This is a genomic window from Micromonospora sp. bgisy143 (genome assembly GCF_057708145.1).
The window spans coordinates 271077-293268 of sequence record NZ_JBYIRN010000001.1 but is presented as its reverse complement, the minus strand read 5'-3'; the positions used below and the strand labels follow the sequence as shown (position 1 = coordinate 293268).

General features: G+C 71.5%; 19 protein-coding genes. 4 read left to right on the top strand and 15 right to left on the bottom strand.

Features of this window, described 5'->3' with window-relative positions; genetic code table 11:
- Positions 1-219 precede the first annotated feature (219 nt).
- From AC3EN4_RS01390 to AC3EN4_RS01380, 3 genes are read right to left on the bottom strand one after another with little or no spacing between them, the layout of a single operon-like run.
- Positions 220-3087: an FAD-binding and (Fe-S)-binding domain-containing protein gene (locus AC3EN4_RS01390; RefSeq protein WP_435204143.1), complete on the bottom strand. Its 2868-nt coding sequence runs from the start codon at positions 3085-3087 to the stop codon at positions 220-222.
- A 25-nt stretch (positions 3088-3112) separates the two neighbouring features.
- Positions 3113-4288: an anhydro-N-acetylmuramic acid kinase gene (locus AC3EN4_RS01385; RefSeq protein WP_435204142.1), complete on the bottom strand. Its 1176-nt coding sequence runs from the start codon at positions 4286-4288 to the stop codon at positions 3113-3115.
- A gap of 11 nt (positions 4289-4299) precedes the next feature.
- A complete protein-coding gene (locus AC3EN4_RS01380; protein WP_435204141.1) occupies positions 4300-5859 on the bottom strand; it encodes a sodium:solute symporter in 1560 nt (519 codons plus the stop codon).
- A 243-nt stretch (positions 5860-6102) separates the two neighbouring features.
- Between AC3EN4_RS01380 and murQ the strand changes: the two genes are divergently transcribed.
- Positions 6103-6996: an N-acetylmuramic acid 6-phosphate etherase gene (murQ, locus tag AC3EN4_RS01375; protein ID WP_422738060.1), complete on the top strand. Its 894-nt coding sequence runs from the start codon at positions 6103-6105 to the stop codon at positions 6994-6996.
- Positions 6997-7006: 10 nt separating this feature from the next.
- Here the strand turns inward: murQ and AC3EN4_RS01370 are convergent, their stop codons facing one another.
- The 8 genes from AC3EN4_RS01370 to AC3EN4_RS01335 all read right to left on the bottom strand — a co-directional run bounded on the left by AC3EN4_RS01370 (position 7007) and on the right by AC3EN4_RS01335 (position 16324).
- Complete coding sequence (locus AC3EN4_RS01370) at positions 7007-8299, bottom strand: GAF domain-containing protein (protein ID WP_435204140.1); 1293 nt, start codon at positions 8297-8299, stop codon at positions 7007-7009.
- A gap of 91 nt (positions 8300-8390) precedes the next feature.
- On the bottom strand, positions 8391-8660 hold the full coding sequence (locus AC3EN4_RS01365) for a hypothetical protein (RefSeq protein WP_435204139.1): 270 nt from the start codon (positions 8658-8660) through the stop codon (positions 8391-8393).
- 28 nt (positions 8661-8688) lie between these two features.
- A complete protein-coding gene (locus tag AC3EN4_RS01360; protein ID WP_435204138.1) occupies positions 8689-10551 on the bottom strand; it encodes a WXG100-like domain-containing protein in 1863 nt (620 codons plus the stop codon).
- Positions 10548-10871 carry a hypothetical protein gene (locus tag AC3EN4_RS01355; RefSeq protein WP_422738064.1) on the bottom strand — a complete coding sequence of 108 codons (324 nt, stop codon included), beginning with the start codon at positions 10869-10871 and terminating at the stop codon, positions 10548-10550. Before AC3EN4_RS01355 ends, AC3EN4_RS01360 begins: the two co-directional genes overlap by 4 nt.
- On the bottom strand, positions 10861-11289 hold the full coding sequence (locus AC3EN4_RS01350; protein ID WP_435204137.1) for a YbaB/EbfC family nucleoid-associated protein: 429 nt from the start codon (positions 11287-11289) through the stop codon (positions 10861-10863). The genes AC3EN4_RS01355 and AC3EN4_RS01350 overlap by 11 nt, the downstream gene beginning before the upstream one ends.
- A gap of 171 nt (positions 11290-11460) precedes the next feature.
- Entirely contained in the window at positions 11461-13902 is a 2442-nt protein-coding gene (locus tag AC3EN4_RS01345; protein ID WP_435204136.1) for a ricin-type beta-trefoil lectin domain protein, read from the bottom strand.
- A gap of 305 nt (positions 13903-14207) precedes the next feature.
- Positions 14208-15575, bottom strand: a complete 1368-nt coding sequence (locus AC3EN4_RS01340) for a ricin-type beta-trefoil lectin domain protein (protein WP_435204135.1) — start codon at positions 15573-15575, stop codon at positions 14208-14210.
- A 344-nt stretch (positions 15576-15919) separates the two neighbouring features.
- Positions 15920-16324, bottom strand: a complete 405-nt coding sequence (locus AC3EN4_RS01335; RefSeq protein ID WP_435204134.1) for an ATP-binding protein — start codon at positions 16322-16324, stop codon at positions 15920-15922.
- 194 nt (positions 16325-16518) lie between these two features.
- On the opposite strand from AC3EN4_RS01335, the gene AC3EN4_RS01330 reads away from it, so the two are divergent.
- On the top strand, positions 16519-16869 hold the full coding sequence (locus AC3EN4_RS01330; RefSeq protein WP_435204133.1) for an STAS domain-containing protein: 351 nt from the start codon (positions 16519-16521) through the stop codon (positions 16867-16869).
- Positions 16870-16876: 7 nt separating this feature from the next.
- Here AC3EN4_RS01330 and AC3EN4_RS01325 read toward each other — a convergent pair whose 3' ends face one another.
- Positions 16877-18118 carry a PP2C family protein-serine/threonine phosphatase gene (locus AC3EN4_RS01325; protein ID WP_435204132.1) on the bottom strand — a complete coding sequence of 414 codons (1242 nt, stop codon included), beginning with the start codon at positions 18116-18118 and terminating at the stop codon, positions 16877-16879.
- 140 nt (positions 18119-18258) lie between these two features.
- Here AC3EN4_RS01325 and AC3EN4_RS01320 point away from each other — a divergent pair, with 140 nt between their 5' ends.
- Positions 18259-18792, top strand: coding sequence for a SigE family RNA polymerase sigma factor (locus AC3EN4_RS01320; protein ID WP_435204131.1), 534 nt, complete (start codon positions 18259-18261; stop codon positions 18790-18792).
- Complete coding sequence (locus tag AC3EN4_RS01315; protein WP_435204130.1) at positions 18779-20014, top strand: hypothetical protein; 1236 nt, start codon at positions 18779-18781, stop codon at positions 20012-20014. Before AC3EN4_RS01320 ends, AC3EN4_RS01315 begins: the two co-directional genes overlap by 14 nt.
- A 60-nt stretch (positions 20015-20074) precedes the next feature.
- Here the strand turns inward: AC3EN4_RS01315 and AC3EN4_RS01310 are convergent, their stop codons facing one another.
- The 3 genes from AC3EN4_RS01310 to AC3EN4_RS01300 form a co-directional block, all read right to left on the bottom strand.
- A complete protein-coding gene (locus AC3EN4_RS01310) occupies positions 20075-20575 on the bottom strand; it encodes a cupin domain-containing protein (protein WP_422738073.1) in 501 nt (166 codons plus the stop codon).
- 31 nt (positions 20576-20606) lie between these two features.
- On the bottom strand, positions 20607-21554 hold the full coding sequence (locus AC3EN4_RS01305; RefSeq protein WP_435204129.1) for an NADP-dependent oxidoreductase: 948 nt from the start codon (positions 21552-21554) through the stop codon (positions 20607-20609).
- Between the two features lie 115 nt (positions 21555-21669).
- The gene (locus AC3EN4_RS01300) at positions 21670-22173 is read right to left on the bottom strand and encodes a MarR family winged helix-turn-helix transcriptional regulator (protein ID WP_435204128.1); all 504 of its coding nucleotides are present in this window, start codon (positions 22171-22173) and stop codon (positions 21670-21672) included.
- Between the last annotated feature and the right edge of the window lie 19 nt (positions 22174-22192).

The window sequence follows — 22192 nt, the reverse complement described above, 5'->3', positions numbered from 1 at the left end:
TCTGTTGCCTTTGCTCTGCTTCACTCCACGCAACACCGCGTGTCCGGTAATCGGACGTCTGCCGTTGCCTATGTTGAAGCAGAGCAAAGGATGCACAGGACATTGCAGGGAGGTGCGGCCGGCAGCGCAGTCCGGCCCCCCAACGGGGGCTGTCGCGGACTGCCCATCGTGCTGCGACGACCGGTACGCGAACACCGCACGGGCGTCGACTCTCGTCGGCTAGGCCGGCGGCTCGACCGCCTCGGCGAGCACCTCCAGCACGTGCCGGTACGGCTGCCCGGTGGCCCGGCTCATGCCCAGCTCGCAGGTGCGGTTGCAGGAGGCGTACGCGTCGTGCGGACGCTCGTTCACCTCGGCGGCCTGGGCGGCGGTCGCGCCGGCGGTGACCTCGGGATGCAGCAGACCCCGGTCACCGGCGAAGGCGCAGCACCCCCAGCTGTCCGGCACGGTCACCGTGTCGGCGACCGCCCGGGCCACCGTGTGCAGGTCGTCGACGCCGTCGAGGTGCACGGTCGAGCAGGTGGGGTGCAGCGCGAGCGAGCCGAGTCGCCGGGGTTCGGGCAGCGCCGGCAGCAGGTGCCGGGCGGTGAAGGTGACGCTGTCGACGACGCGCAGTCCGGCGTACCGGGCCCGGTCCTCCTCCGGTAGGGCGGCGGTCAACTGGGCGAGGCCGTGGGTGCAGGACGACGCGTCGCACACGACGGGCAAACGGCCCTGGTCGCTGGCGGCCCAGAGCACGGCCAGGGTGCGCTCGGCCATCTCGCGGTGCCCGGCCGGGTAGCCCTTGGACTGCCAGGGCGTTCCGCAGCACAGGCCCGCCGTGCCGGCCGGTACGACGACCGGCACCCCGGCCAGCTCGCACAGCCGCAGGAACGCCGCCGCCGAGCCACCGGACGGGCCGTCCTCGGCCGCGAAGACGCTGCCGATGCAGGCCGCGAAGAACACCGCCTGGGCGTCGGGCGTGCTGCGCGGCGTGGGACGGGGTGCGCCGGCACGCGGAATGTCGTCGCTCCACTGTGGGACGAGTTCGGTGCCGCCGAGGGACCGGAGCATCCCGGTGGCGGCGCGGACCACCGGCGTTGGGGTGACGTGCGCGGTATTCAGCCCGACCCGGACGCCCGCCACGGCGGCCTTCCAGTGCCGGGCGACACCGGCGGCCGTGCGCTGGGCGCGCGGGCTGTGCCGCTCGGCGCGCAGCCGCTTCATCGCTGCCCCGGTGTCGATGCCGACCGGGCAGGCGGTGACGCAGAGACTGTCGGCGGCACAGGTGTCCACGGCCGCGTACGCGTAGTCGTCGGTCAACTCCCGGCGGCGCTCCTCGTCACCGGCGGCGGTGGCGAGGGCGATCTGGCGTTGCAGCACGATGCGCTGGCGGGGGGTGGTGGTGACGTCGGCGGTGGGGCAGACCGGTTCGCAGTAGCCGCACTCCACGCACGCGTCCAGTTCCTCGTCGACCGTCGGCACGGCCTTGAGCTGCCGCAGGTGCACGCTCGGGTCGTCGTTGAGCAGCACGCCCGGGTTGAGCAGGCCGGTCGGGTCGCACAGCCGCTTCAGCTCGCGCATCACGTCGTACAGCTCGTCGCCGTACTGCCGGCGGACGAAGGGCGCCATGGCCCGCCCGGTGCCGTGCTCGGCCTTGAGGGTGCCGCCCTCGGCGAGCACGAGGTCGACCATGTCGTCGGTGAACCGCGCGTAGCGGTCGATCTCGGCCGGCGTGTCGAAGGACTGGGTCAGCATGAAGTGCAGGTTGCCGTCGCGGGCGTGTCCGAAGATGACCGCGTCGGGGTAGCCGTGCCGCTCGAACAGGTCGATCAGCCCGTCGCAGGTGCCGGTGAGGCGCGGCATCGGCACCGCGATGTCCTCCAGCAGCGCCGTGGTGCCGGGCGGGCGGGCCCCGGCGACCGCCGTGTAGAGGCCCTTGCGCAGGTGCCAGAGCTTGGCGCGTTCGCGCGGGTCACGGGTCAGCTCGGTGCCGGTGACGGCGGGCAGCCGATCGAGCACACCCCGGGCGTCGGCGAGCGTCGCGGCCAGATGCTCCGCGCTGTCCTCGGCGAACTCGACGAGCAGCGCCGCGTGGCCGGTCACGGTCAGCCCGCGCAGGGCCGCGCCCGCGCCGGGGTCGCGCTGGCTGACGCGCAGCGCGGCCGCGTCCAGCAGTTCGGCGGTACGCGCGCCGGCGGCGAGCAGGGCGGGCAGCGCGTCGGTGGCGTCGGTGAGTCCGGGCAGGATGAGCAGCCCGGTGGCGGCATGCGGGTGGATCTCGACGGTACGGAAGACCGCCTCGGCGACGAAGCCGAGCGTGCCCTCGCTGCCGATCATCAGGTGGGCGAGCATGTCGACCGGGCTGCTGTGATCGAGCAGCGAGTTCAGCCCGTACCCCATGGTGTTCTTCATGGCGAACAGCCGCTCGACGGTGGCCCGCGAGCCGGGGTCGGACCGCACCCGGTCGCGCAGCCGCAGCAGCCCGGCGTGCAGCTCCGGTTCGGCGGCCCGCAGCCGCTCGTCGGCGTCGCGGGCGGCGGAGTCGACGACCGTGCCGGACGGCAGCACGAAGCGCAGCGACTCCATCGTGCGGTACGCGTTGTCGGTGGTGCCGCAGGTCATCCCGCTGGAGTTGTTGGCGACCATGCCGCCCACCGTGCAGGCGGCCTCGCTGGCCGGGTCCGGGCCGAGCCGACGGCCGTAGCGGGCCAGCCGGGCGTTGGCCTGCCGGATCGTCAGTCCGGGTTGGAGCCGGATGCGCCGCCCGTCGTCGAGCACCTCCGCGGCACGCCAGTCGGTGCGGACGTCGACCAGCACGCCCGCCCCGCCGGCCTGGCCGGCGAGGCTGGTGCCGCCGCCGCGCAGGGTCAGCGGCACCCCGGCCTCCCGGGCGCCGGCCATCAGCGCGCCCACCTCGGCCGCCGAGGCGGCGCGGACCACCGCCTGCGGCTCGAACAGGTACGGCGAGGCGTCGTGTGCCGCCGCGAGACGCCGGGGCAGTTCGGCGCTGGCCCGGCTCGGATCGTCGAGCCGGGAACGCAGCAGGTCGGCGACCTCGCGGGCACGGACGCCGGCGGCGGTCGGCGCGGGTACGACGGTGCTCATGGCGGATCCTCCCGGAAAGGGGCGGTCAGTCGGCCGTGTCGAGCAGCAGCCGGTTCGGGGCTGTGCCGGCCGGGGCGGGCAGCCGCAGCGGCTCGCGGCCGGGGGTGATGCTGCCGAGCACCGAGGCGTGCCGCGCGCCGGTGCCCGAGGGCAGGGTGCCCGGCAGCCCGTGCACGGTCAGGTAGCCCAGCAGCGCGAACGCCAGCGCCTCCTTGGCGTCCGACGCGACACCCACCTCGTCGCTGGACGTCAGGTCGACGCCCGGCAACTCGTCGACGAGCATGCCCATCAGGGTCGGGTTGTGCGCCCCGCCGCCGGAGACCACGAGCCGGGTGACGCCGTGCGCGCGGCAGGCGTCGGCCACCGTGAGCGCGGTCAGCCGGGTGAGCGTGGCCAGCACGTCCCGTGGGTCCGGGGTGGGCACGTCGGCCAGGGCGGCGAGCAGGTACGGCAGGTGGAACAGCTCCTTGCCGGTGGTCTTCGGGCCGGTCAGCCGGTAGTACGGCTCGTCGAGCAGCCGCCGCAGCAGCGCCGGACTCTCCTGCCCGGCGGCTGCCCCGCGCCCGTCCCGGTCGTACTCCTCGGCACCACCGGTGAAGTGACGTACGGCGGCGTCGAGGAGCGCGTTGGCCGGTCCGGTGTCGAACGCGAGGGGATCGGCGTCCGGCGCGACCACCGTGATGTTGGCGATCCCGCCGAGGTTCAGGGCGGCCGGGACGCCGGGCAGCCCGCGCAGCAGCAGCGTGTCGAAGAGGGCGACCAGCGGTGCGCCCTGCCCGCCGGCGGCGACGTCGCGGCTGCGCAGGTCGGCCACGACCGGAAGACCGGTGGCCTCGGCGATCCAGGCCGGCTGACCCAGTTGCAGGGTGCCCCGGACCACGCCGCCCTCGACCCAGTGGTGCATGGTCTGGCCGTGCGAGACGACCAGGTCGGCCCGACCGTCGCACAGCTCGGCGAGGGCCCGCGTGCCGGCCTCGGCGAACGCCTGGCCGATGCCGGTGTCCAGCACGCAGATCGCCTCGGTGGTGGTCGGCGCGGGTGGCAGCGCGGCGGCGATCCGGGCACGCAGTTCGTCCGGGTACGGGTGGCTGAGCCGGCCCAGCGGTCGCATCCGCAGGGTGTCGCCGGTCAGCGTGAACTCGGCGGCGGCGGCTTCGATGCCGTCGTACGAGGTGCCGGACATCAGGCCGATCACGCGCATGGCGGTCTCCTTCATGCCCGGCCGACGGGTGCCGCCGCCGTCTCGTCGTCATCGTCGACGCGGCGGTGGTCGTACGGCGTCGGCGCCGGGTGGAACAGGCTCGACACCGCGCCGACGGCCAGGGTGATCAGGACACCGATCGGCACCAGCCACTGGGCGGCGATGGCGGTCGCGGTGGTGGTGCCGGCCGTCGTCACATCGATCTTGACGTAGCGGACGATGTAGGTCATCACCGCGACCGTGACGAGGAAGGCGATCACCGCGTCGACCTGGTTGGCCCGCTTGACGAGACGGCCGAGCAGGAAGGCCCCGAGCAGCGCGCCGTAGGTGTAGCCGGCGATGGTCAGACCGGTCAGGTAGACGTTTCCGGTGCTGGAGCTGAACGCGCAGGCGAAGATCGCCATCAGCACCGCCCAGACCAGGGTCATCACCCGGGCCAGCCGGAGCATGGTGTCGTCCGACGGGACCTTCTTGAAGAAGCTGTGGATGAAGTCGGCGACCGTGGAGTTCGACATCGAGTTCAGCGCCGACGACAGCGACCCCATCGCCGCGCCGAGGATGCCGGCGACCAGCAGGCCGGAGATGCCCACCGGCAGGGCGTGCAGGATGAAGTTCGGGTACAGGTTGTCGGTGCTGCTCAGGCCCAGCTCCTTGAAGGTCTGACCCTTGTTGTACGACCACAGCAGCGCACCGACCAGCGAGAACGCCGCGAACTGGATGACCACGAAGATGCCCGAGGAGACCATCGCCAACTGACCCTCGCGCAGCGTGCGGGTGGACAGGATGCGCTGGACGATGAGCTGGTCCGAACCGTGGCTGGCCATGGCGAAGATGGCGCCACCGATGATCGCGGTCGGCAGGGCGAACGGGCTGGTGAGCACGTGCGCGAGGTCGAAGTTGGTGTCGAAGAGCTGGAACTTGCCGGCGTCCAGCGCCTGCGAGTAGCCGTCGAACCCGATGGCGTGGCTGAGCACCGCGATGGCCAGGATCGCCCCGCCCAGGTAGAGGCCCATCTGGATGGCGTCGGTCCAGATGACCGCCTTGATGCCACCGAGGTAGGTGTACACCACCGTGATCAGCGTCAGCACGATGATGATCGCCTGGTAGCCGACGTTCAGCCCGAACTCGTCGAGGAGCAGCTTGATCGGGATGGCCGAGGCGAACAGTCGTACGCCCTCGGCGAGCAGGCGGGTGAAGACGAAGGTGACCGACGCCAGACCCTGGAGTTTCAGGCCGAACCGCTCACCGAGGTACTGGTAGGCGCTGACGAAGCCACCCCGTTTGTAGAGCGGGATGAGCACCGCGGCCACGATCACGCGGCCGATCACGTAGCCGAGGGCCAGTTCGACGTTGCCGAAGCCCTGAGTGCTGTACGCGCCGCCGGGCACGCTGATCACCGTCAGGACGCTGGTCTCGGTGGCGACCACGGAGAACGAGACGGTCCACCAGGGCAGCTTGCCCTCGCCCACGAAGTAGTCCTTGGACGACTTCTGTTTGCCGGACAGGCGTAGTCCGACAGCGGCGATCACCACGAGGTACAGGACGATCACGACAAGGTCGAGTTGACGCACGGTTCACTCCCAACCAGCGGGGTTGTCAATAAGTGACGTTGGCCCACACTATCGCGAAACTTTTTGCCAGTGCCCCTCCGGTCTGGTTACGCTGTGGTCTCAGCCTGCTGATACGGGGCGGACGCGAGGCCCAAACGGTGCGTTGCCGACGGATTCTCAACGATCTGGCACGCGTCGCCGAACTGGTCAGGAAGCACTCGCCCGGTCGGCGACTGAGACACCAGCGGAAGGAACGAACACCCCGTGGACCTCAGCACCCTCGGCACCGAGACCCGCAACGACAAGACCACCGACCTCGACCGGATGTCGCCCACCGAGATGCTCCTCGCCATGAACGACGAGGACCGTACGGTCGCGGACGCCGTCCGCCGGGCCGTGCCGGACATCGCGGCCGCCGTCGACGTCATCGTGGCGTCGCTGCGCCGAGGCGGTCGGTTGATCTACCTGGGCGCCGGCACCAGCGGCCGGATCGGCATGCTCGACGCCGTCGAGTGCCCACCCACCTTCGGTACGCCGCCCGAGCGGGTCATCGGGCTGCTCGCCGGCGGGGCGGGCGCGTTCGGTGTCGCCGTCGAGGGCGCGGAGGACGACCCGGCCCGGGCCGTCGCCGATCTCGACGCGATCGGCGTCGACGACCGCGACACCGTGGTGGGGCTCGCGGCCAGCGGTCGTACCCCCTATGTGGTGGGTGGACTGGCTCACGCCCGCACTCGTGGGGCGACCACCGTCTCCGTCGCCTGCAACACCGACGCGGTGGCCAGCCGGCACGCCGACGTCGCCATCGAGGTGCCCACCGGTCCCGAGGTGCTCACCGGCTCCACCCGGCTCAAGGCCGGCACCGCCGAGAAGCTCGTCTGCAACATGCTCTCCACCGCCACGATGGCCCGGCTCGGCAAGGTCTACGGCAACCTGATGGTGGACATGAACGCCACCAACGAGAAGCTCGTCGACCGGGCCCGCCGCATCGTCGCCGAGGCCGCCGAGACCGATCTCGACACCGCCGCCGGTGCGCTCGCCGCCGCCCACGGCCACGCCAAGACGGCCATCGTGCTGCTGCTCGCGCACTGCACCGCCGAGGAGGCCGCGGCACGGCTGCGCGACGCCGACGACGACGTGCGGGCCGCCGTCGCGGCCTGACCGGCAGCGGTCAGCGGTTGACGTACGCGGCGAGGCCGCCGAGTTCCTCGCTGGCGATGAACACCGACCGGACGTTGAGGATGGCCTCCTCCACGTGGGCGTCGCAGCCCCAGGCCGAGTCGCCCCACGAGTCGGCGATCTTGATCCGGGCGGGTGCGGAGCAGCCCTGGCCGCCGCCGAGCTGGCAGTGCTCCGGATGCGGTCGGGCCGCCTGGGCCGCCGCGGCGGTCCGCATCCGCTCGGTGAGCTCCGCGGCGGCGGCGGCACGCTGCTCCGCCTCGGCGCGCAACTGCCGTTCCGCGCGTACCGCCCGGGCCAGCTCCTCGTGGGCTGCCCGGGCTCGCGCCTCGGCCGCCGTCTGCGCCTGCTCGACCCGGTGCCGCTCGATGGCCAGGGCCGCGGTGTCGGCGAAGACCCGGGCCAGGGCCAGGTCGGTGTCCTGCGGGACGCGCGGCGTGCGGTGGTACATGGCGAAGGTGCCCAACAGGCCGCCGTCGCGGGCCAGGATCGGCATCGACCAGCAGGCGGCGAGGCCGGCCCGCTCCGCCAGCTCGCGGAAGTCCGCCCAGAACGGGTCGGTGGCGATGTCGGTGACGATGACCGGCTCCCGCCGGTGGGCGGCGGTGCCGCACGAGCCGACACCCTCGCCGGTGGCGATCCCGTCGATGGCCTCGTTGTAGAACTCGGGGAGGCTCGGCGCGGCACCGTGGCGCAGGTGCCGGCCGTCCGCGTCGGCGAGCAGCACCGAGACGAGCACCTGCTCGGGCGCCAGGTCCTCGATGCAGCGGGCCATCCCGTCCAGCACCTCGGCCAGGGGCGCCTGGCGCGCGATCTGCTCCAGCAGGGCGCGGTGTTCGGCCATCAACCGCTGGGCGTGCTTGACCTGGGTGATCTCCACGCCGATCACCCGGATGCCGGTCACCGTGCCGTCGGCGTCGCGGCGCGGCTCGTAGGTGAAGTCGAAGAACGCCTCCCGCGCGCGCGGGCCGACGCCCAGCACGATCCGGGCGTCCCGGCCGGTGTACGGCTCGCCCGTGCGGTAGACCTCGTCCAGCAGGTCGAGAAAGCCCTGACCGGCCAACTCGGGCAGCAGTTCGGCGACCGTGATGCCGGTACGCGCGCGTTCGGAACCGACGGCGGCGAAGAACGCCGGATTCGCCGCCTCCACCACGTGCGTGGGCCCCGCGAGGGACGCGAACACCGCGATGGACTGCCCGAACAGCGTGCGCAGATCCTCCTGCGCCGCCTGCCCGGCCTCCGAGGAGCGTACGGCGGTCGCCCGCTGGTCCGGTACCGCCGTCATGCTGTGGTCACCCCATTCGGTACGGCGGGTCGGATGCCCACGCCCCGCCAGGATACGAAAAGGGCGGCGGAGTCGCCGGGGAGGGCGCGGGTCAGGCGCTCTCGTCCACGAACTTGTAGTAGCTCATCCGGAACCGTTGCAGCAGGGCGCGCATGAACTCCGGACCGGCCTCCGGTGACACCCGTTCCGCGCCGACCGGCACACCGTTGTCGTAGAAGTCCTGTGCGAGCGCCCCCCACTCCGGGTCGAGGACGGTCAGCGACACCGGCTGGCCGGGCTGCCACCGGAACTCGGCCACCCGACGGTTGGTGTGCTGGGCGAACGTGTACAGCGCCACCCTGGTCGCCGCCTGCTCGGTCATGCCTGCCTCCTGGTCCACCACGGCTTGTTCACCACGGGCTCGGCGGGCGGAAAGCGTTCCACGCCTCGCCCGTGATCATGCCTCGGGCACGGATCTCGTTGAACCGGTCCATCGCACCGGAGAGCGCCTGCTCACTCAGGCCGGTGCCGCGCAGCCGGTCCGCCAGCACCGCCGGGTCGGTGTCCTGGAGTCGGGCCATCGTCTCCGGGCTGAGCGGCCGGTTCATCTGCTGGGTGACGAAGTCCGAACGCAACGGCTCGGCGTTCGACTCCGGGAACGAGTAACCGTGGTCGATGGCGACCAACCGACCGTCCGGCCCGGTCAGGTAGTTACCCATGTGTCGGTCGGTGTTGCCGCTGATGTAGTCGAGCACCGCCATCCGCTCGCTCTCGGCGGCCGGATACGCGTTGGCGGGGCGGCCCGGGCTCGCGTTCTCCACGAACTCCTGCATCGACCCGGCCCCGTGTGGACCGTCCCAGCGCGCCGTCGTCGGCACCAGACCGAAGCCCAGATCCTCGTCCAGGCGCGAGGCGGCGACCTCACGCGCGGCCAACTGGTTCTCCGGAATGGTGGAGCGCACCTGCACGAACTCGTTCTCCGGCACGTTCGGCTTGTAGACGCCGTGCGTGCCGTCGGTGAACGTGACGTCGTACGCGTCGTTGACGTGTCCGCCGGGGTCGAGTTCGGTCATGCTGTGCACCTCCCTGCCGAGCAGCCGCAACTCGGCCTCGCTCGCATGATCGGGCAGCCGCGGATCGGCGTCGGCACCGGCCTCCGGCGTGGCGCTCCCGTCGGGGTCCGTCGGCTCTCCGCCGTCGTGCGACGTACCGCCGTCGTGCCCTGCGCCGCCGTCGGAACCTGCACCGCCGTTGGAACCTGCACCGCCGTCGTGCGGCGGTCCGCCGGGTCCGCCGTCTGCGGGGGGTCCGCCGGCTCCAGGGGGTCCGCCGTGCGCCGGGCCGCCGCCGGTCGGTCCCGGCTCGCGGTCGACGTCGGGAGGCCAGTCGTCCTGCCGGGCCCTCGGCGGCGGATGCCCCCCGCCGGCCGGATCCGTGTAGCCGCGCGCGCCCGGGCCGGGGGCCGGCATGTCGGTGGAGCGCGACCCACCCGGGGTACGCCGCAGGCCGCGCAACGCCGTGCGGAGGGTGTCGAGCAGTTCGCCGAGCTTGGACAGGATCGGCCGCAGGCGGCTGACGCTGCGGGCCAGCGCCGTGAGGAGCCCGGAGACCTTGGCGGCCCACTTGGCGACCAGCGACGAGACCTGCGCCGCGACCAGGGGGGTGGCCGCGCCCAGGGTCAGGCCGGCCTCGGCGAGCCAGACCCACAGCCGGACGGCGAGGACCGAGACGAAATCGGCGATCAGGTCCCGGACGAGTTCCCGGACCAGCGCCACCAGCAGGCCCGCGCCCTCGACGACGGTCCCGATCAGGTCGGTGGCGTCCGCCAGGCCGGCGAGGTGGCGCAGGTGCTGGTCGCTGTAGCGGCGGTACGCCTCGGACGCGGGGCCCGTCCAAGTGGCGATCTCGGTGCGTACCGCCTCGGACAGCGCGGTGGCCTGGTCGCTGACCTGCCGTGAGACGTTGTGCCACGTCTGCGCGTACGCGGTGATCTGGTCCGGGTCACCGGCCAGCCAGTCCAGGGCGTCGGAGAGCGGCTTGACGTGCTCGATGAGCCAGGCCACCCCCCAGGAGACGATCGACCCGATCGGGTCGACGCAGGTCGCCAGCACCTCCATCGAGGTGCCGAAGCCGCCGATGGTCAGGTCGACCCAGGAGCCGCTCTCGATGCCGTTGCGCAGGTCCACCAGGCTCTCGACGAGACCGAGGCCGCTGTACGAGGTGGTGGTGTCCTGCCGAGCGGCGATCAGCGGGTTCGCCACGTCGGTGCTCACCGGTGCATCCGCCCGAGGGAGGAGGAGATCGTCGCGTCGGTGTCGTGGTAGGCGTCGACCGTCTCGTCGAGCGCCCCGGCCGCGCTGTGCAACGCCTCCTGGGCCGCCGCGAGGGCCTCGGTGGCCGGGCCCTGGAGGAAGTCCAGCAGGAACGGGAGGGCCTGGCAGACCGGCAGGTGCCCGTACGCGTCGGCGCCCATCCGCACGTACGCCGCCGCGTCGTGTGCGACGCCGACCCCGGCGGAGATCCGGTCGACGGAACGGGCGTGGGTGGTCAGCGCCGCCGTGGTGACCTCGAACCCGGCTGCCTCAGCGCCCACGGCCACCCCAGCTCCCGTACCCCTCTTCGTCGTCGGGCACCTCCGGGAAGCGCGACTCGTAGCTGCCCACGACGGCGCGGGCGGTCTCGGAGTCGGCGCCCACGGTCTCCGCGGCGGCCTCGGCGACCTGCGGCGCCAACCGTCCCTGCGCCCGGCGCATCACGGCCAGCACCTCGGCGGCGATCTCGTCCGCCCGCCAGCGCAGCACCCGATCGTCGAGCCGCAGGTCGGTCATGGCGCCGGACGCGGCGACGGTGACCTGGACCGCGCCGTCCGCGCCCTCGGCGGTGGCCGACATCGCCGCGACGCGCTCGGACAGCTCGTGCGCCCGGGCGGCCCGCGCGGAGATGTCCGCGGCCCAGGAGGCGACGAACCGTTCGGTCGCCGCCCCGAAATCGGCGCTCGGGAACTGCGCCATCAGACCTCCCCCGTGTGACGGCTGCCGGCCGCCCGAGTGAATGTCGCCGGCAGCGGCGCGGCCACCACACGATACGCCCCGACCCTCCGACGTGGAGCCCGCGCCGGAACGGCGACTCCCGGCCGCTCGGGTGAGCGGCCGGGAGCCGTCAATCGGGTACTGGTTTGTCGGTCAGCCGCGGATCCATTGCTGGTTGCTGCCGCCGGTGCAGGTCCAGATCTGCACGGCGGTGCCGTTCGCGGTGCCCGCGCCGTTGACGTCCAGGCAGAGCCCCGAGGCGACCCCGGTGATCGTGCCGTCGCCGTTGACGCGCCACTGCTGGCCGCCGCCACCGTTGCAGGTCATGATCCGCGCGCGGCTGCCCGTCGCGGTGCTCGCCACGTCGAGGCACTTGTTGCCGTAGACGGTGAGCTGGTTGCTGCTGGTGAGCGTCCACTGCTGGTTGGCCCCGCTGTTGCAGTCCCAGATCTGCACGACCGCCCCGTCGGCCTGGCTCTGGCCGTTGACGTCCAGGCATCGGTTGGAGCCCGCGCCGCGGATCGTCCCGGTCGGGCCGGGCTCACCGGAGTTGCCGACCGGCGTGATGGAGAGGTTGTCGAACTGGGCGGTGACTCCCTGACCCGTGCCGTAACCGATCTGGCCGGCGACCCACGTCGAGTCGGAGGCCGTGCCGACGGTGGCGCCGTCGATGCTCGCGGTGAGGGTGCTGCCGTTGAGCGTCAACGCCAGCGTGTGCCAGCGTCCGGTGCCCAGCGCCGAGGTGTTCCCGCTGGCCAGCGTGCGCCAGTTGCCGCTGGTGTTGTTGCTCCGGATCGACCAGGCGCCACCGTCGGTCACCCGGAAGTAGTAGCCGTTCAGGTTCTGCGGCCCCTGGTGGTTGTAGGTGTTCGCCCGCCCGATGAGCTGCGCGTAGCCGGACTTCTCCAGCAGCACGTCCGAGGAGACCGTGTAGTTGCGCCAGCTCAGGTCACCCAGCAGCGTGTACGGCTCGGCCTGGCCGGAGGTCCAGAAGATCGGCGTCTGCTCCGACATCTGCCGTACGCACCGGCCGGAGCGGCCGGCCGCGCAGGCGGCGATCTCGAACGAGCCCTGCTGGTCCATCAGGTACCTGGCCTCACGGCCGACGTCGTAGCTGTCGAAGGTGTCGCTGTACGGCAGCTTCAGGGTGCCCTGCGCCGGGCTGGTCGCCGTGCCCTTGCCCTGCCCGCTGGTCGTCGTGATGCTGTAGACGTAGCCGGGCTGGACGGTGAGCGAGAAACGCCCGCCGCTCGGCGTGATGTCGCTGCCCCGGACGAAGTGGTCGGCGGTGTTGTTCGACCTGACGTTCGTCGACCAGACGCGGACGGTGCCGGTGGACAGCCCGCCGGTGACGGTGAAGTCGAGGGTCTGCGCCGATCCGGCGTCCATCGTCTCGATGATGGTGCTGTAGTCGCTGTTGTTTGTGGACTTGAGCGACACGTAGCTGCCGTTGTTGCGGTTGCCGCCGAGATAGCCGCTCGATCCGTCGAGGTAGCGCCAGCCCGGTGCGGTGAACTGCGTGGTCTGTGCCATCACCCAGGCGCTCTTGCCGATCGAGTAGGCGCCGGACCAGGGCTGCTGGGCCACCGCCACGCCGGTGGTGGCCCACGGGATGTTGGGGGTGATGGCGGCGATGGCGGGCCAGTTGATGTAGCCGGTCATCTTGCCGTCGATGTAGCCACGGTTGATGCCCCGGGCCAGGGCCTGCGCGCCGGCGTTGTAGTCGTCGGAGCCGTTCTCGCTGGCCCAGAGCGCCTTGCCGGTGGAGATCGCGTTGTTCGAGCTGGGGCAGCTGGACTGGGCGCTGCGGTAGCCGCAGACGTAGTGGCTGCCGAAGACCTGCACGGCGTTGGCGAACGCCGGGTCGCGCAGCGACTCGTCGGCGGCGCCCCAGCCGAAGTCGTCCGAGGCCACGATCTTGACGCTGCTGTAGCCGCGCGAGTTGAGGGTGGAGCGCAGGTTCTTGTACCAGGTGGCGTTGTAGCCCTTCTCGTTCCACCCGCCCAGGTAGTTGATGGTCAGCCCGTGGGTGGCCGCGCAGTCGAGCCAGGCGACCAGGTACTCGATCGAGTCGTTGGACCAGAAGTTGCCGTTGCCGATCCAGCCGGGTGCGCCCCAGGCCAGGCCCGCCAGGGCGATGTTGGCGTTGCGCGCCCGCGCCTGCTCCATCAGCCACCACTCGTAGCCCCGGTTGCAGTTGATGGCGCCCCGGGTGTGCTCGTGGCTGGGCTCCGCGCCGGAGGTGGAGTTGGTGTCGCCGCCGATCTCCGTCTTCAGCAGCTGCATCGCCGCGCCACGGCCCGGCTTGAACAGGTAGTCCAGGATGTCGCTGCGCTGCGGCTCCGGGTAGTCGATCAGCAGTCTGCTGTTGCCACCGCCCCCGCTGACCGCTCCGATCCCGTCGAGCGCCCGTCCACCGGACCCGCCGTTGATGGTGATGGCGGTCGCCGCCTGCGCCGGGGAGGCGACGGCGGTCAGCACGGCTGCCGCCCCCACGAGCGCCCCCGCCAGCGCGGCCGTTAACCGACGTGGACGGCGCGTGTGTCGCCATGACCAGCGTCGTGCCACCCCGCCGGCACTCTCTCTACCGAACATCTGATTCGCCTCCTGGACCGTTCCCGACACCCGGAGCCGTACGGCAGGTTGTCGAGCTGTCGCATGGCACAGGGGCCGATGATCGAAGATCGTTGATGAGCAGACGTCATATGTTAAGCACCGCATAGATTGGCGGTCAATGCCTCAGGCAACCTAAATTGCCACCAGATGTGTGGACGGACGTCGCTAAAGGTTTGATGAATGTGCCCGGTGTGGGCCAGCGGCGAACCCTGAGGGGTCCGCCGCCGAACCGGACCCGTGGCGCGGCAGCGCCACGGGTCCCTACCGTCGCGTGAGCGCCGGGCTCAGCTTCGGCTCCACCGCTGGTTGGCGGCGCCGTTGCAGTCCCGGATCTCGGCGCGCGTGCCGTTCGCGGTCCCGTTGTTGACCAGGGCGAGGCACCGACCGGACCCGACCCCGGTGATCGAGCCGTCCGAGTTGAACCGCCACTTCTGGTTGGACTGGCCGTTGCAGTCCCAGATGATCACCGAGCTGCCGTTCGCCGTGGCGGCGGCGTTGACGTCGAGACACTTGCCGCCGAACACCCGCAGCTCCTGGGCGGCGGTCGAGCTCCAGCTCTGGTTGCTCTGGCCGTGGCAGTCCCAGATGATCGCCGCCGCACCGTTGGTCTGCGAGGCGCCGTTGACGTCCAGGCAGCGTCCGGAGGCCGTGTTGCGCAGCGCCGACGTGCTGCTCGGAGGCGGGGTGGTCGGATTGCCGGTGGGCGACACGGTCGGGCTCGGCGTCGGGTCGGTGCTGCTGAACTGCGTGAAGAACCGCCACACCTCACCCTTGGTCCAGGTCCGCGCGCCGCTGTCCCCGCCGCCGTCCACCGGGCCGGGGGTGTGTCCGCCGTCGAAGGCGGCCCACACCACGGGATAGCCGGACCGGCAACCGGAGTACGTGGTGGTGATGTGGGTCAGGCTGCCCGCTCGCGGCTCGGGCGGGCTCTGCGCGGTGCACCCGTTGTTGCGGACGAACGTGTCGCGCAGGGACCGTCCGGCGGAGACGTTGAGCACCGGGTCCCCGATGCCGTGGATGCCCATGTACGCGATCGGCTGGGTGCCGCCGCTGCACCCGCTGAGCTGCCCGCCGGAGTAGACCGCGACGGCGCGGAAGACGTTGGCGCGGGAGCAGGCCAGCGAGTAGCTCATGCCTCCGCCGTAGCTGAAGCCGAGCGCGAAGAGCTGCGTCGTGTCGACACAGAGGTCGGCCTCGATCAGGTTGATCATGTTGTCGACGAAGGTGATGTCCTGACCGCCGGGGTTGGCCCAGCCGTTCCCGTTGCCCTGGGGGGCGACGAAGATCGTGCTGTTGTTGGCCTGCTGACGCAGGCCGTAGTAGGACCAGGCCGCACCGTCCGACCCGCCGCCGTCGACGTCGTTCATGGTGCCGCCGTTCCAGTGGAATCCGAAGATCAGCCGGTACGGGTGGTTCCGGTCGTAGTTGTCAGGGATCCGCAGGATGAAGCTACGGTTCTGGCCGCTGCTCTGGATGGACCGTTGACCGCTGGTCAGCGTGGGTGCCTTGCCGCACCCGGCGGTTGCGGCCGCTGCGGCGTTAGCGGCCGACGCGGTGGTGCTCGCGCCACCGGTCACTATCGCCGCACCCACGGTCGCGACGACGAGCGCCGCCGTCGCAAGAGAACCGAGGATGGGTCTACGTCCTGTCATGATGGGCTCCCGCCAATCGGCACGAAGGAAACAGGTGAGGGGATCCACGGCGGCCACGACACGCCACCGCTCACCGCTGCCGACGCCGCTCGGCGCGGACGAAACCCCGACGCGGTGTGCCCACGGCGACCGGTCGGCTCGTCGCCACGGGTGTGCACCGCTGGTCTCGCTGCCCAGGCGGGGCCAGAGGGTCGTCGAATCGTCGGTGGCCCATGTCGTACGCCCGAACGCCACGCGACCGACCGTCGCTACGGCCGAATCGATTCGGCCCCGACGCTAGATCTGGCAGTGAAATATGTCAATGCTGTGTCGAGTGGGTTGCGACTCGGTCCCAGTGGCCGGCACTACGACGCCGTTCGTACCTTGCTGAGGTGTTTGGTGATGCGCAGCAGCACCCGGTCGGGTGGTCCGTCGACGAAGGTGGCCGTGTCGGAGAGCGCGGCGATCAGCGGCAGTCCACGGCCGCCGATGGTGAGCGGCGCGGGAAGGTCGGCGGTGAGCTTCGCGGCGTCCGGGGTGCCGCCCCGGTTGCCGATTTCGAGCAGGCACACGTCGTCGTAGATGCTGATGGTGATGTCGACGGTGCTACCGGGATCGGCGTGGATCACCGCGTTGGAGCACGCTTCGCTGATCACCACGGCCAGGTTGGCGCGGACGTCGTCGGCGACGTCGGTCAGGCTCAGCAGGGTGGCGAGGACGTGCCGGGCCCGGGCCACCGTCGACGGCTCGCGGGGGAGTGACAGTGTCATGCCCACCCGCATCGCGTCGCTCCTTTCCAGGCCCGTGCGTCGCCAGCGCGGACCACCCTGTCATACCCACGGCCGGGCACCTCGATACCCGGTACGCCACGACGGGTCAGGATCTCTTCCGAAGGCGGTCGGCGTCGGGTTCTGGCACGGTAGGAGACGAACAGCGGCCGAGCGACGGCAGGCGAGGGGGAGTGGTGGATTTCGCGTTGGCAACCCGGCGAGGACGGGTCGGCACGGTGGTGGAGGTCGCCGGCGAGCTGGACATGAGCACCACGTCGCGGCTGCGGGACGGGCTGCTCGAGGTGGTCGCGAGCGGAGCCCGGGTGGTGGTGGTCGACCTCACCGCCGTGAGGTTCATGGACTCCAGCGGCCTGGGCGCACTCGTGGTGGCCTACAAGGAGTTGCGGGCGCGGGACGGCTGGCTCGGCCTGGCCGGCGTCCAGCCGCCGGTCCGTAAGGTGCTCTCGGTCACGTCGGTGGACCGAGTCATCGAATCGTTCGACACCGTGCAGGACGCCGAGGAGGCGTGCCCGGCGACGCCCTGAGTGTCGGTCAGTGGCTGCTGGCGCGGGCGATGTCGGCGCCGCCGGCGCTACGGCGTGGCCCGTGGCCGTCGTACCAGTCGATGACGAGCAGGGTCGCGTCGTCGGCCAGCACCGGGCCGGCGATCGCCAGCACCCGGTCCGAGAGGGCCCGGACCGCCTCGCGCGGGTGCAGATGGGCGATCTCGAGCAGCGCCGCACCCAGGTCCAGGCCGGCGGCGTTGCGTTCCCGCATCCCGTCGGTGACGATCACCAGCCGGTCGCCGGGGGCCAGCGAGATCTCCGCGCTGCGGTAGCGCTCCTCGGGGAACATGCCCAGCGGGAAGTTGCGGGGGAGTTCCACCGGTACGACCCGGTCGCCACGGACCAGCAGCGGCGGGATGTGCCCGGCGTTGAGCAGTTCGCAGCGACCGGTACGCAGGTCCAGCCGGCCGAGGATGGCGGTCACGTACGCGCCGGGCACGTTGGCGTGCTCCGCGAGGGCCCGGTTGGCGTGGTCGGCCTGCGCGACGAGGCTGTCGCCACGACGGCGGCTGTTGCGCAGGCTACCCACCCCGAGGGTGGCGGTCAGCGCGCTGGCCACGCCGTGCCCCATCGCGTCGGTGACGCTGACGTGCAGCAGGTCCCGGGCCAGGCTGTAGTCGAAGGTGTCCCCACCGACACTTGCCGCCGGTTCCAGCCATCCGGACAGTGCGAAGGCGCCGGCCTCGCAGGTGAACGCGGCGGGCAGCAGCCGGCGCTGGATCTCCGCCGAGAGGGTGAAGGGGGTGCTGCGCTGACCCCACTCGAACAGGTCAGTGTGCCGGCGGTTGGCGATGACCACGAACGCCAGGGCGTGTGCGGTGCGGGCGATCTGCGCCACCACCTGGTCGTCCGGCTGCTCGGGAAGGTCGATCTCCAGCAGGCCGATCGCCTCACCGCGTTCGGTGACCGGTGCCAGCACCGTCCACCGGCCATCGCCCCGGACCACCTGGGTGCTCTGCTGCCGGAGGACCTGCTCGCGGGGACCGCTGTCGAACGGCAGGACCTCGGCGGCCTCCTCGTCCTGGCGACGGCCCGGACCATCGGGGGTCGGTTGGTGGGTCAGCCGGACCAGCGCACGGCCGCTGAGGTCGGCGATCAACAGCGCGACACGGGACGCGCGCAGGGCTGCGGCGATGGTGCCGGTGACGGCCTCGACCGCCTCCACCGGGGCGGCGTCCTCGGCCGCCTGCAACATCCCGGTCAGCACCGACTGCTCGCTTTCCGCCACCCGTCGAGCATAAGCGCCCGGCATCCGGGCACCGCACCGTCGGCACCCGACGCTGCGTAGTCGTGCAACTACTTGTCCGGCCGGTGCAACTTCCCGGTACGGCGGCTCCGTTCTACCTCCGGCACAAGGAGGCAGTCGACGTGAAAGCCGAAGACGAGCAGGCATTCCGCGAGTTTGTGACGGCAGAGATGGCATCCCTGCGCAAGCTGGCGTACGTGACCTGCGGCGACTGGCACACGGCAGAGGATGCCGTCGCCAACGCGCTGGTCAAGCTCTACCCGCGCTGGCGCAAGCTGGATCGACCCGATCTGTACGTCAAGACCATGGTCTACCGGGCCGCGATCGACGAGACCCGTCGGCCCTGGCGGCGGGAGCGACCGGCCGGTGATGCCATGCCGGACGTGGTGGTGCGGGACCCGGCCGCGGCGACCGACGAGCGGATGCGTCTGCGGGTGGCGCTCGACGCCGTACCGGCCCGGCAGCGGGCCGCAGTCGTGCTCCGGCACTACCTGGGTCTGAGCCTGGAGGATACGGCGGGCGTCCTGAACTGCACGGTCGGCGCGGCCAAGAGTCAGGCCTCCCGTGGCCTGGCGAAGCTGCGCGAGTCACTCGCCGGCGAACGCATCAATCTCACCGGGAATCCGATGGAGGAGTGGACCAATGCAGTTGCGTGACCTCGTGGACACGGTGACCGGAGACGAGCCGCCGATGGCCCGTACCGTCGACGACATCGTCGCGTTGGGGCGGCGGGCCGAGCGGCGTCGCCGCGCCGGGTTCGCGTCGGCCGGCGCGGCCGGCCTCGTCGCGGTCGCGGTCGCCGGGGTGCTCGTCCTGCCCACGGTGGGCGGCGAGCAGAACGGCACGCCGGCCCCGGCCGGCGCGACGATGTCCAAGCCCGACCGGGCCGCGTGGTCCGACGCCGCGCCGTTCACCTTCACCTTCACCGGGTACGACGCCGGCACGCTGCACGTGCAGGACCCGATCGTCGCGTCCACCGCGTACCAGATCGCCTCCGTCTACTCCGACGGTCACGACTCGAACGACCGGCCGGTGACCGAGGAGGAGGCCACGGCCCCGGACCCGGGCCTCAGCATCGAGCAACAGAAGCGGCAGGCGGCGGCCGGTGGCAAGCCGAACCTGTGGGCGTACCTGACCGTCTACCGGCCGGGCGCGTTCGACCCCACCGGAATCAGGGGCGGCACGAACGTCACCGTGGCGGGGCGCAAGGCCGTGCGGGCGACCCTGCCGGTCGGCCTCGACCCGCGCAACGAGCTGGACACGCGCAACAAGCTGTTCGCCTGGGAGTACGCCGACAACGCCTGGGCGGCGGTCACGTCGATCTCCACCGACGCGGCGACGCCGACCTTCGAGGACCTGGGCGGCCTCGTCGAAGGGCTGAAGCCCAGCACGCCGAAGCCGGCCCTGGTGCCGTTCACGGTGGGCTACGTGCCGGCCGGCTACGCGCCGTTGCAGATCGGCACGCACGCCATGCCCGGCCTCAGCGGTATCGCGGCGGCCCGCGCCGGTGACTACGGTGGCGCGACGTACACGAGGCCGGCCGCGCCCACCTCGGGTCTGACCGCGCCCTACGACTCGGCCGAGGACGGCATCGCGGACGGGTTCCACATCTTCGTCACCCCGAACACCAGCTCGAACCAGTCCCCCGAGCCCGGTGCCACCAGGTGTCACAAGGCGTCCGACGAGAGCGGCCGGAACGCCGGCGGCTTCTGCAATATCTGGGGTGCCGACGGCGCATTCGTTCTCCAGGTCAGCTCCGCTGGTCTCGGCGGTCGCCTGTCGCAGGTCGAGTTGGAGAGGGTCGCCCGGGGGATCACGGTGGCCGACGTGCGGAACGAGTCGACCTGGACTCCGGCCGCGCGGGCGCTACGGCCGTAGTGGGGGTGCCTGCGCCACGGCGGTGATCGCACGTACGGGTGCGGTCACCGCCGTGGCCGGCTACAGAAATTCGCTGCGGTAGGTCGGTGCCAGGTCCACGGCGCGCTGACGGCGCTCCGCGAGCTGGTCCTGCGACAGTCGCGGCGGCGGCGCGTCCCAGCCGTCGACGATGTCGCCGATCCGCGTGAAGTACTCCTCCTGGCCGGCGGGCGTGCACATGCACAGCATGCGGGCGGGCGCACCGGAGACGTTGCGGAAGTTGTGCGGGGCGTTGGCCGGGATGTTGACGGTGGACCCGGCCGGTACGACGTGCTTCTCGCCCCGGAAGGTGAACTCGATCTCGCCTTCGAGGACGGTGAACATCTCCTCGAAGTCGTGCCGGTGCGGTGGTGGGCCACCACCGTCCGGCACGCGCATCTCGATCAGGCAGTACGCCCCGTTTGTCTGCGCACCGGTGATCAGCATGGCGTACGTGTTGCCCACCAGCGAGACGTATGTCGTGCCGGGATCGTCGGGGCTCGCCACGGTCAGCGAGCGCGACGGGTCGTCGTCGGGAATCATCGTGGTCCTCTCGGTCGATGATGGGATGGGATCAGGCGTCGAGCACGTCGACGACGACCTTGCCGCTGGGGAGCGCCCCCGTCGCCGCGTCGGCGTGCAGGGCCGGCAGTTCGGCCAGCGGCACCCGCCGGGCGATGTCGACGTGTAGTTCCCCGGAATCGACCAGGCTCACCAGGTGCGCGAGTTGGCCGGCGTCGCTGCGTACGAAGAGGTCGACGCCGCGTACGTCTCGGGCCTCGTCGCTGGGTGCGGGCATCCAGACGGTGGTGTTGACCAGTACCCCGGAAGGACGGATCAGGGTGAGCAGCCCGGCCAGCCGCGCCGGGTCGATGGGCGCGAGGTTGAGCACCACGTCGACCGGTTCGGTGACCGCGGCGGCCACGTCGGTGGTGGTGTGGTCGACGACCTCGTCGGCGCCCGCCGAGGCGACGGCCTCGCTGCTGCCCGGACCGGCGGTGGCGATGACGTGGGCGCCGGCGTGGTGGGCGAGTTGGACGGCGTACCTGCCGACCGCGCCACCCGCGCCGTTGACCAGCACGCGCTGCCCGGTGGTCAGCTTCGCGTGGTCGAAGAGCGCCTGCCAGGCGGTGAGGCCGACCGCGGGCAGGGCGGCGGCGTCGGCCAGCGGGATGCTCGCCGGTGCCGGCGTCAGGACCTCGGCCGGTGCGAGGACGTACTCGGCGGACGCCCCGGCCTCCGTCATCGGCAGGAACCCGATGACCCGGTCGCCGGCCTGGAAACCGGTGACACCCGCGCCGAGGGCGTCGACCGTGCCGGCCACGTCGAAACCGGGAGTGTGCGGCAGCGTGACCGGGATGGGGCCCTGCATGAAGCCGGCCCGGATGTTGCCGTCCACCGGGTTGAACGAGGTGGCGGCGACCCGGACCCGGATCTGTCCGGCGCCGGGGGCCGGCTGTTCGACGTCCTCGAAGCGCAGGACCGACGGCTCGCCGTACTCGTGGAAACGCACTGCCTTCATCACAGGACCCTCGTCTTCTCTCGTCACTGTGCTTCGTATTCGAAGCACTTCTTGACCATAGCATGCTTCATGTTCGAAGCAAGTGCGGTCGTTGTGAGCCGGCCGACAGGGGCCGTCAGCGCTTGGCGCGGCCCGAGCGGGGCTTGGCGGATCGCGGCGGGTTGGCGCGCATGTGGTCCCGGACGCGGCCGAGAACCGCGCTGATCGCGGCGAGGTCCCGCTTGCTGATCGGCGCGAAGAGCAACTGCCGGACGCGGTCGACGTGGCCGGGCAGCACGTGGGCGACCAGTTCCCGACCGGCGTCGGTGACGGTCACCATGACGCTGCGTTCGTCGTCCGGCGACGGCGAACGGGTGATCAGGCCCCGTTTGTCGAGCAGACCCGCCTGGTACGTGAGCCCGCTACGGCTGTAGACGACGCTGTCGGCCAGATCCGTCATCCGCAACCTGCCCTCGGGTGCGTCCACCAGCCGGGCCAGGAGCTGGAACTGCACGTAGCTGAGGTCACCGTCGGCGCGTAGGTGCTCGTCCACCGCGTACTGAAGGAGGCTGCTGACCTCCATCAGGGCGAAGTACGCACCGAGTTGTTCCGCGTCGAGACCGGGCGTCGGGTCGCTCATCCTGCGACGATACGTGCGT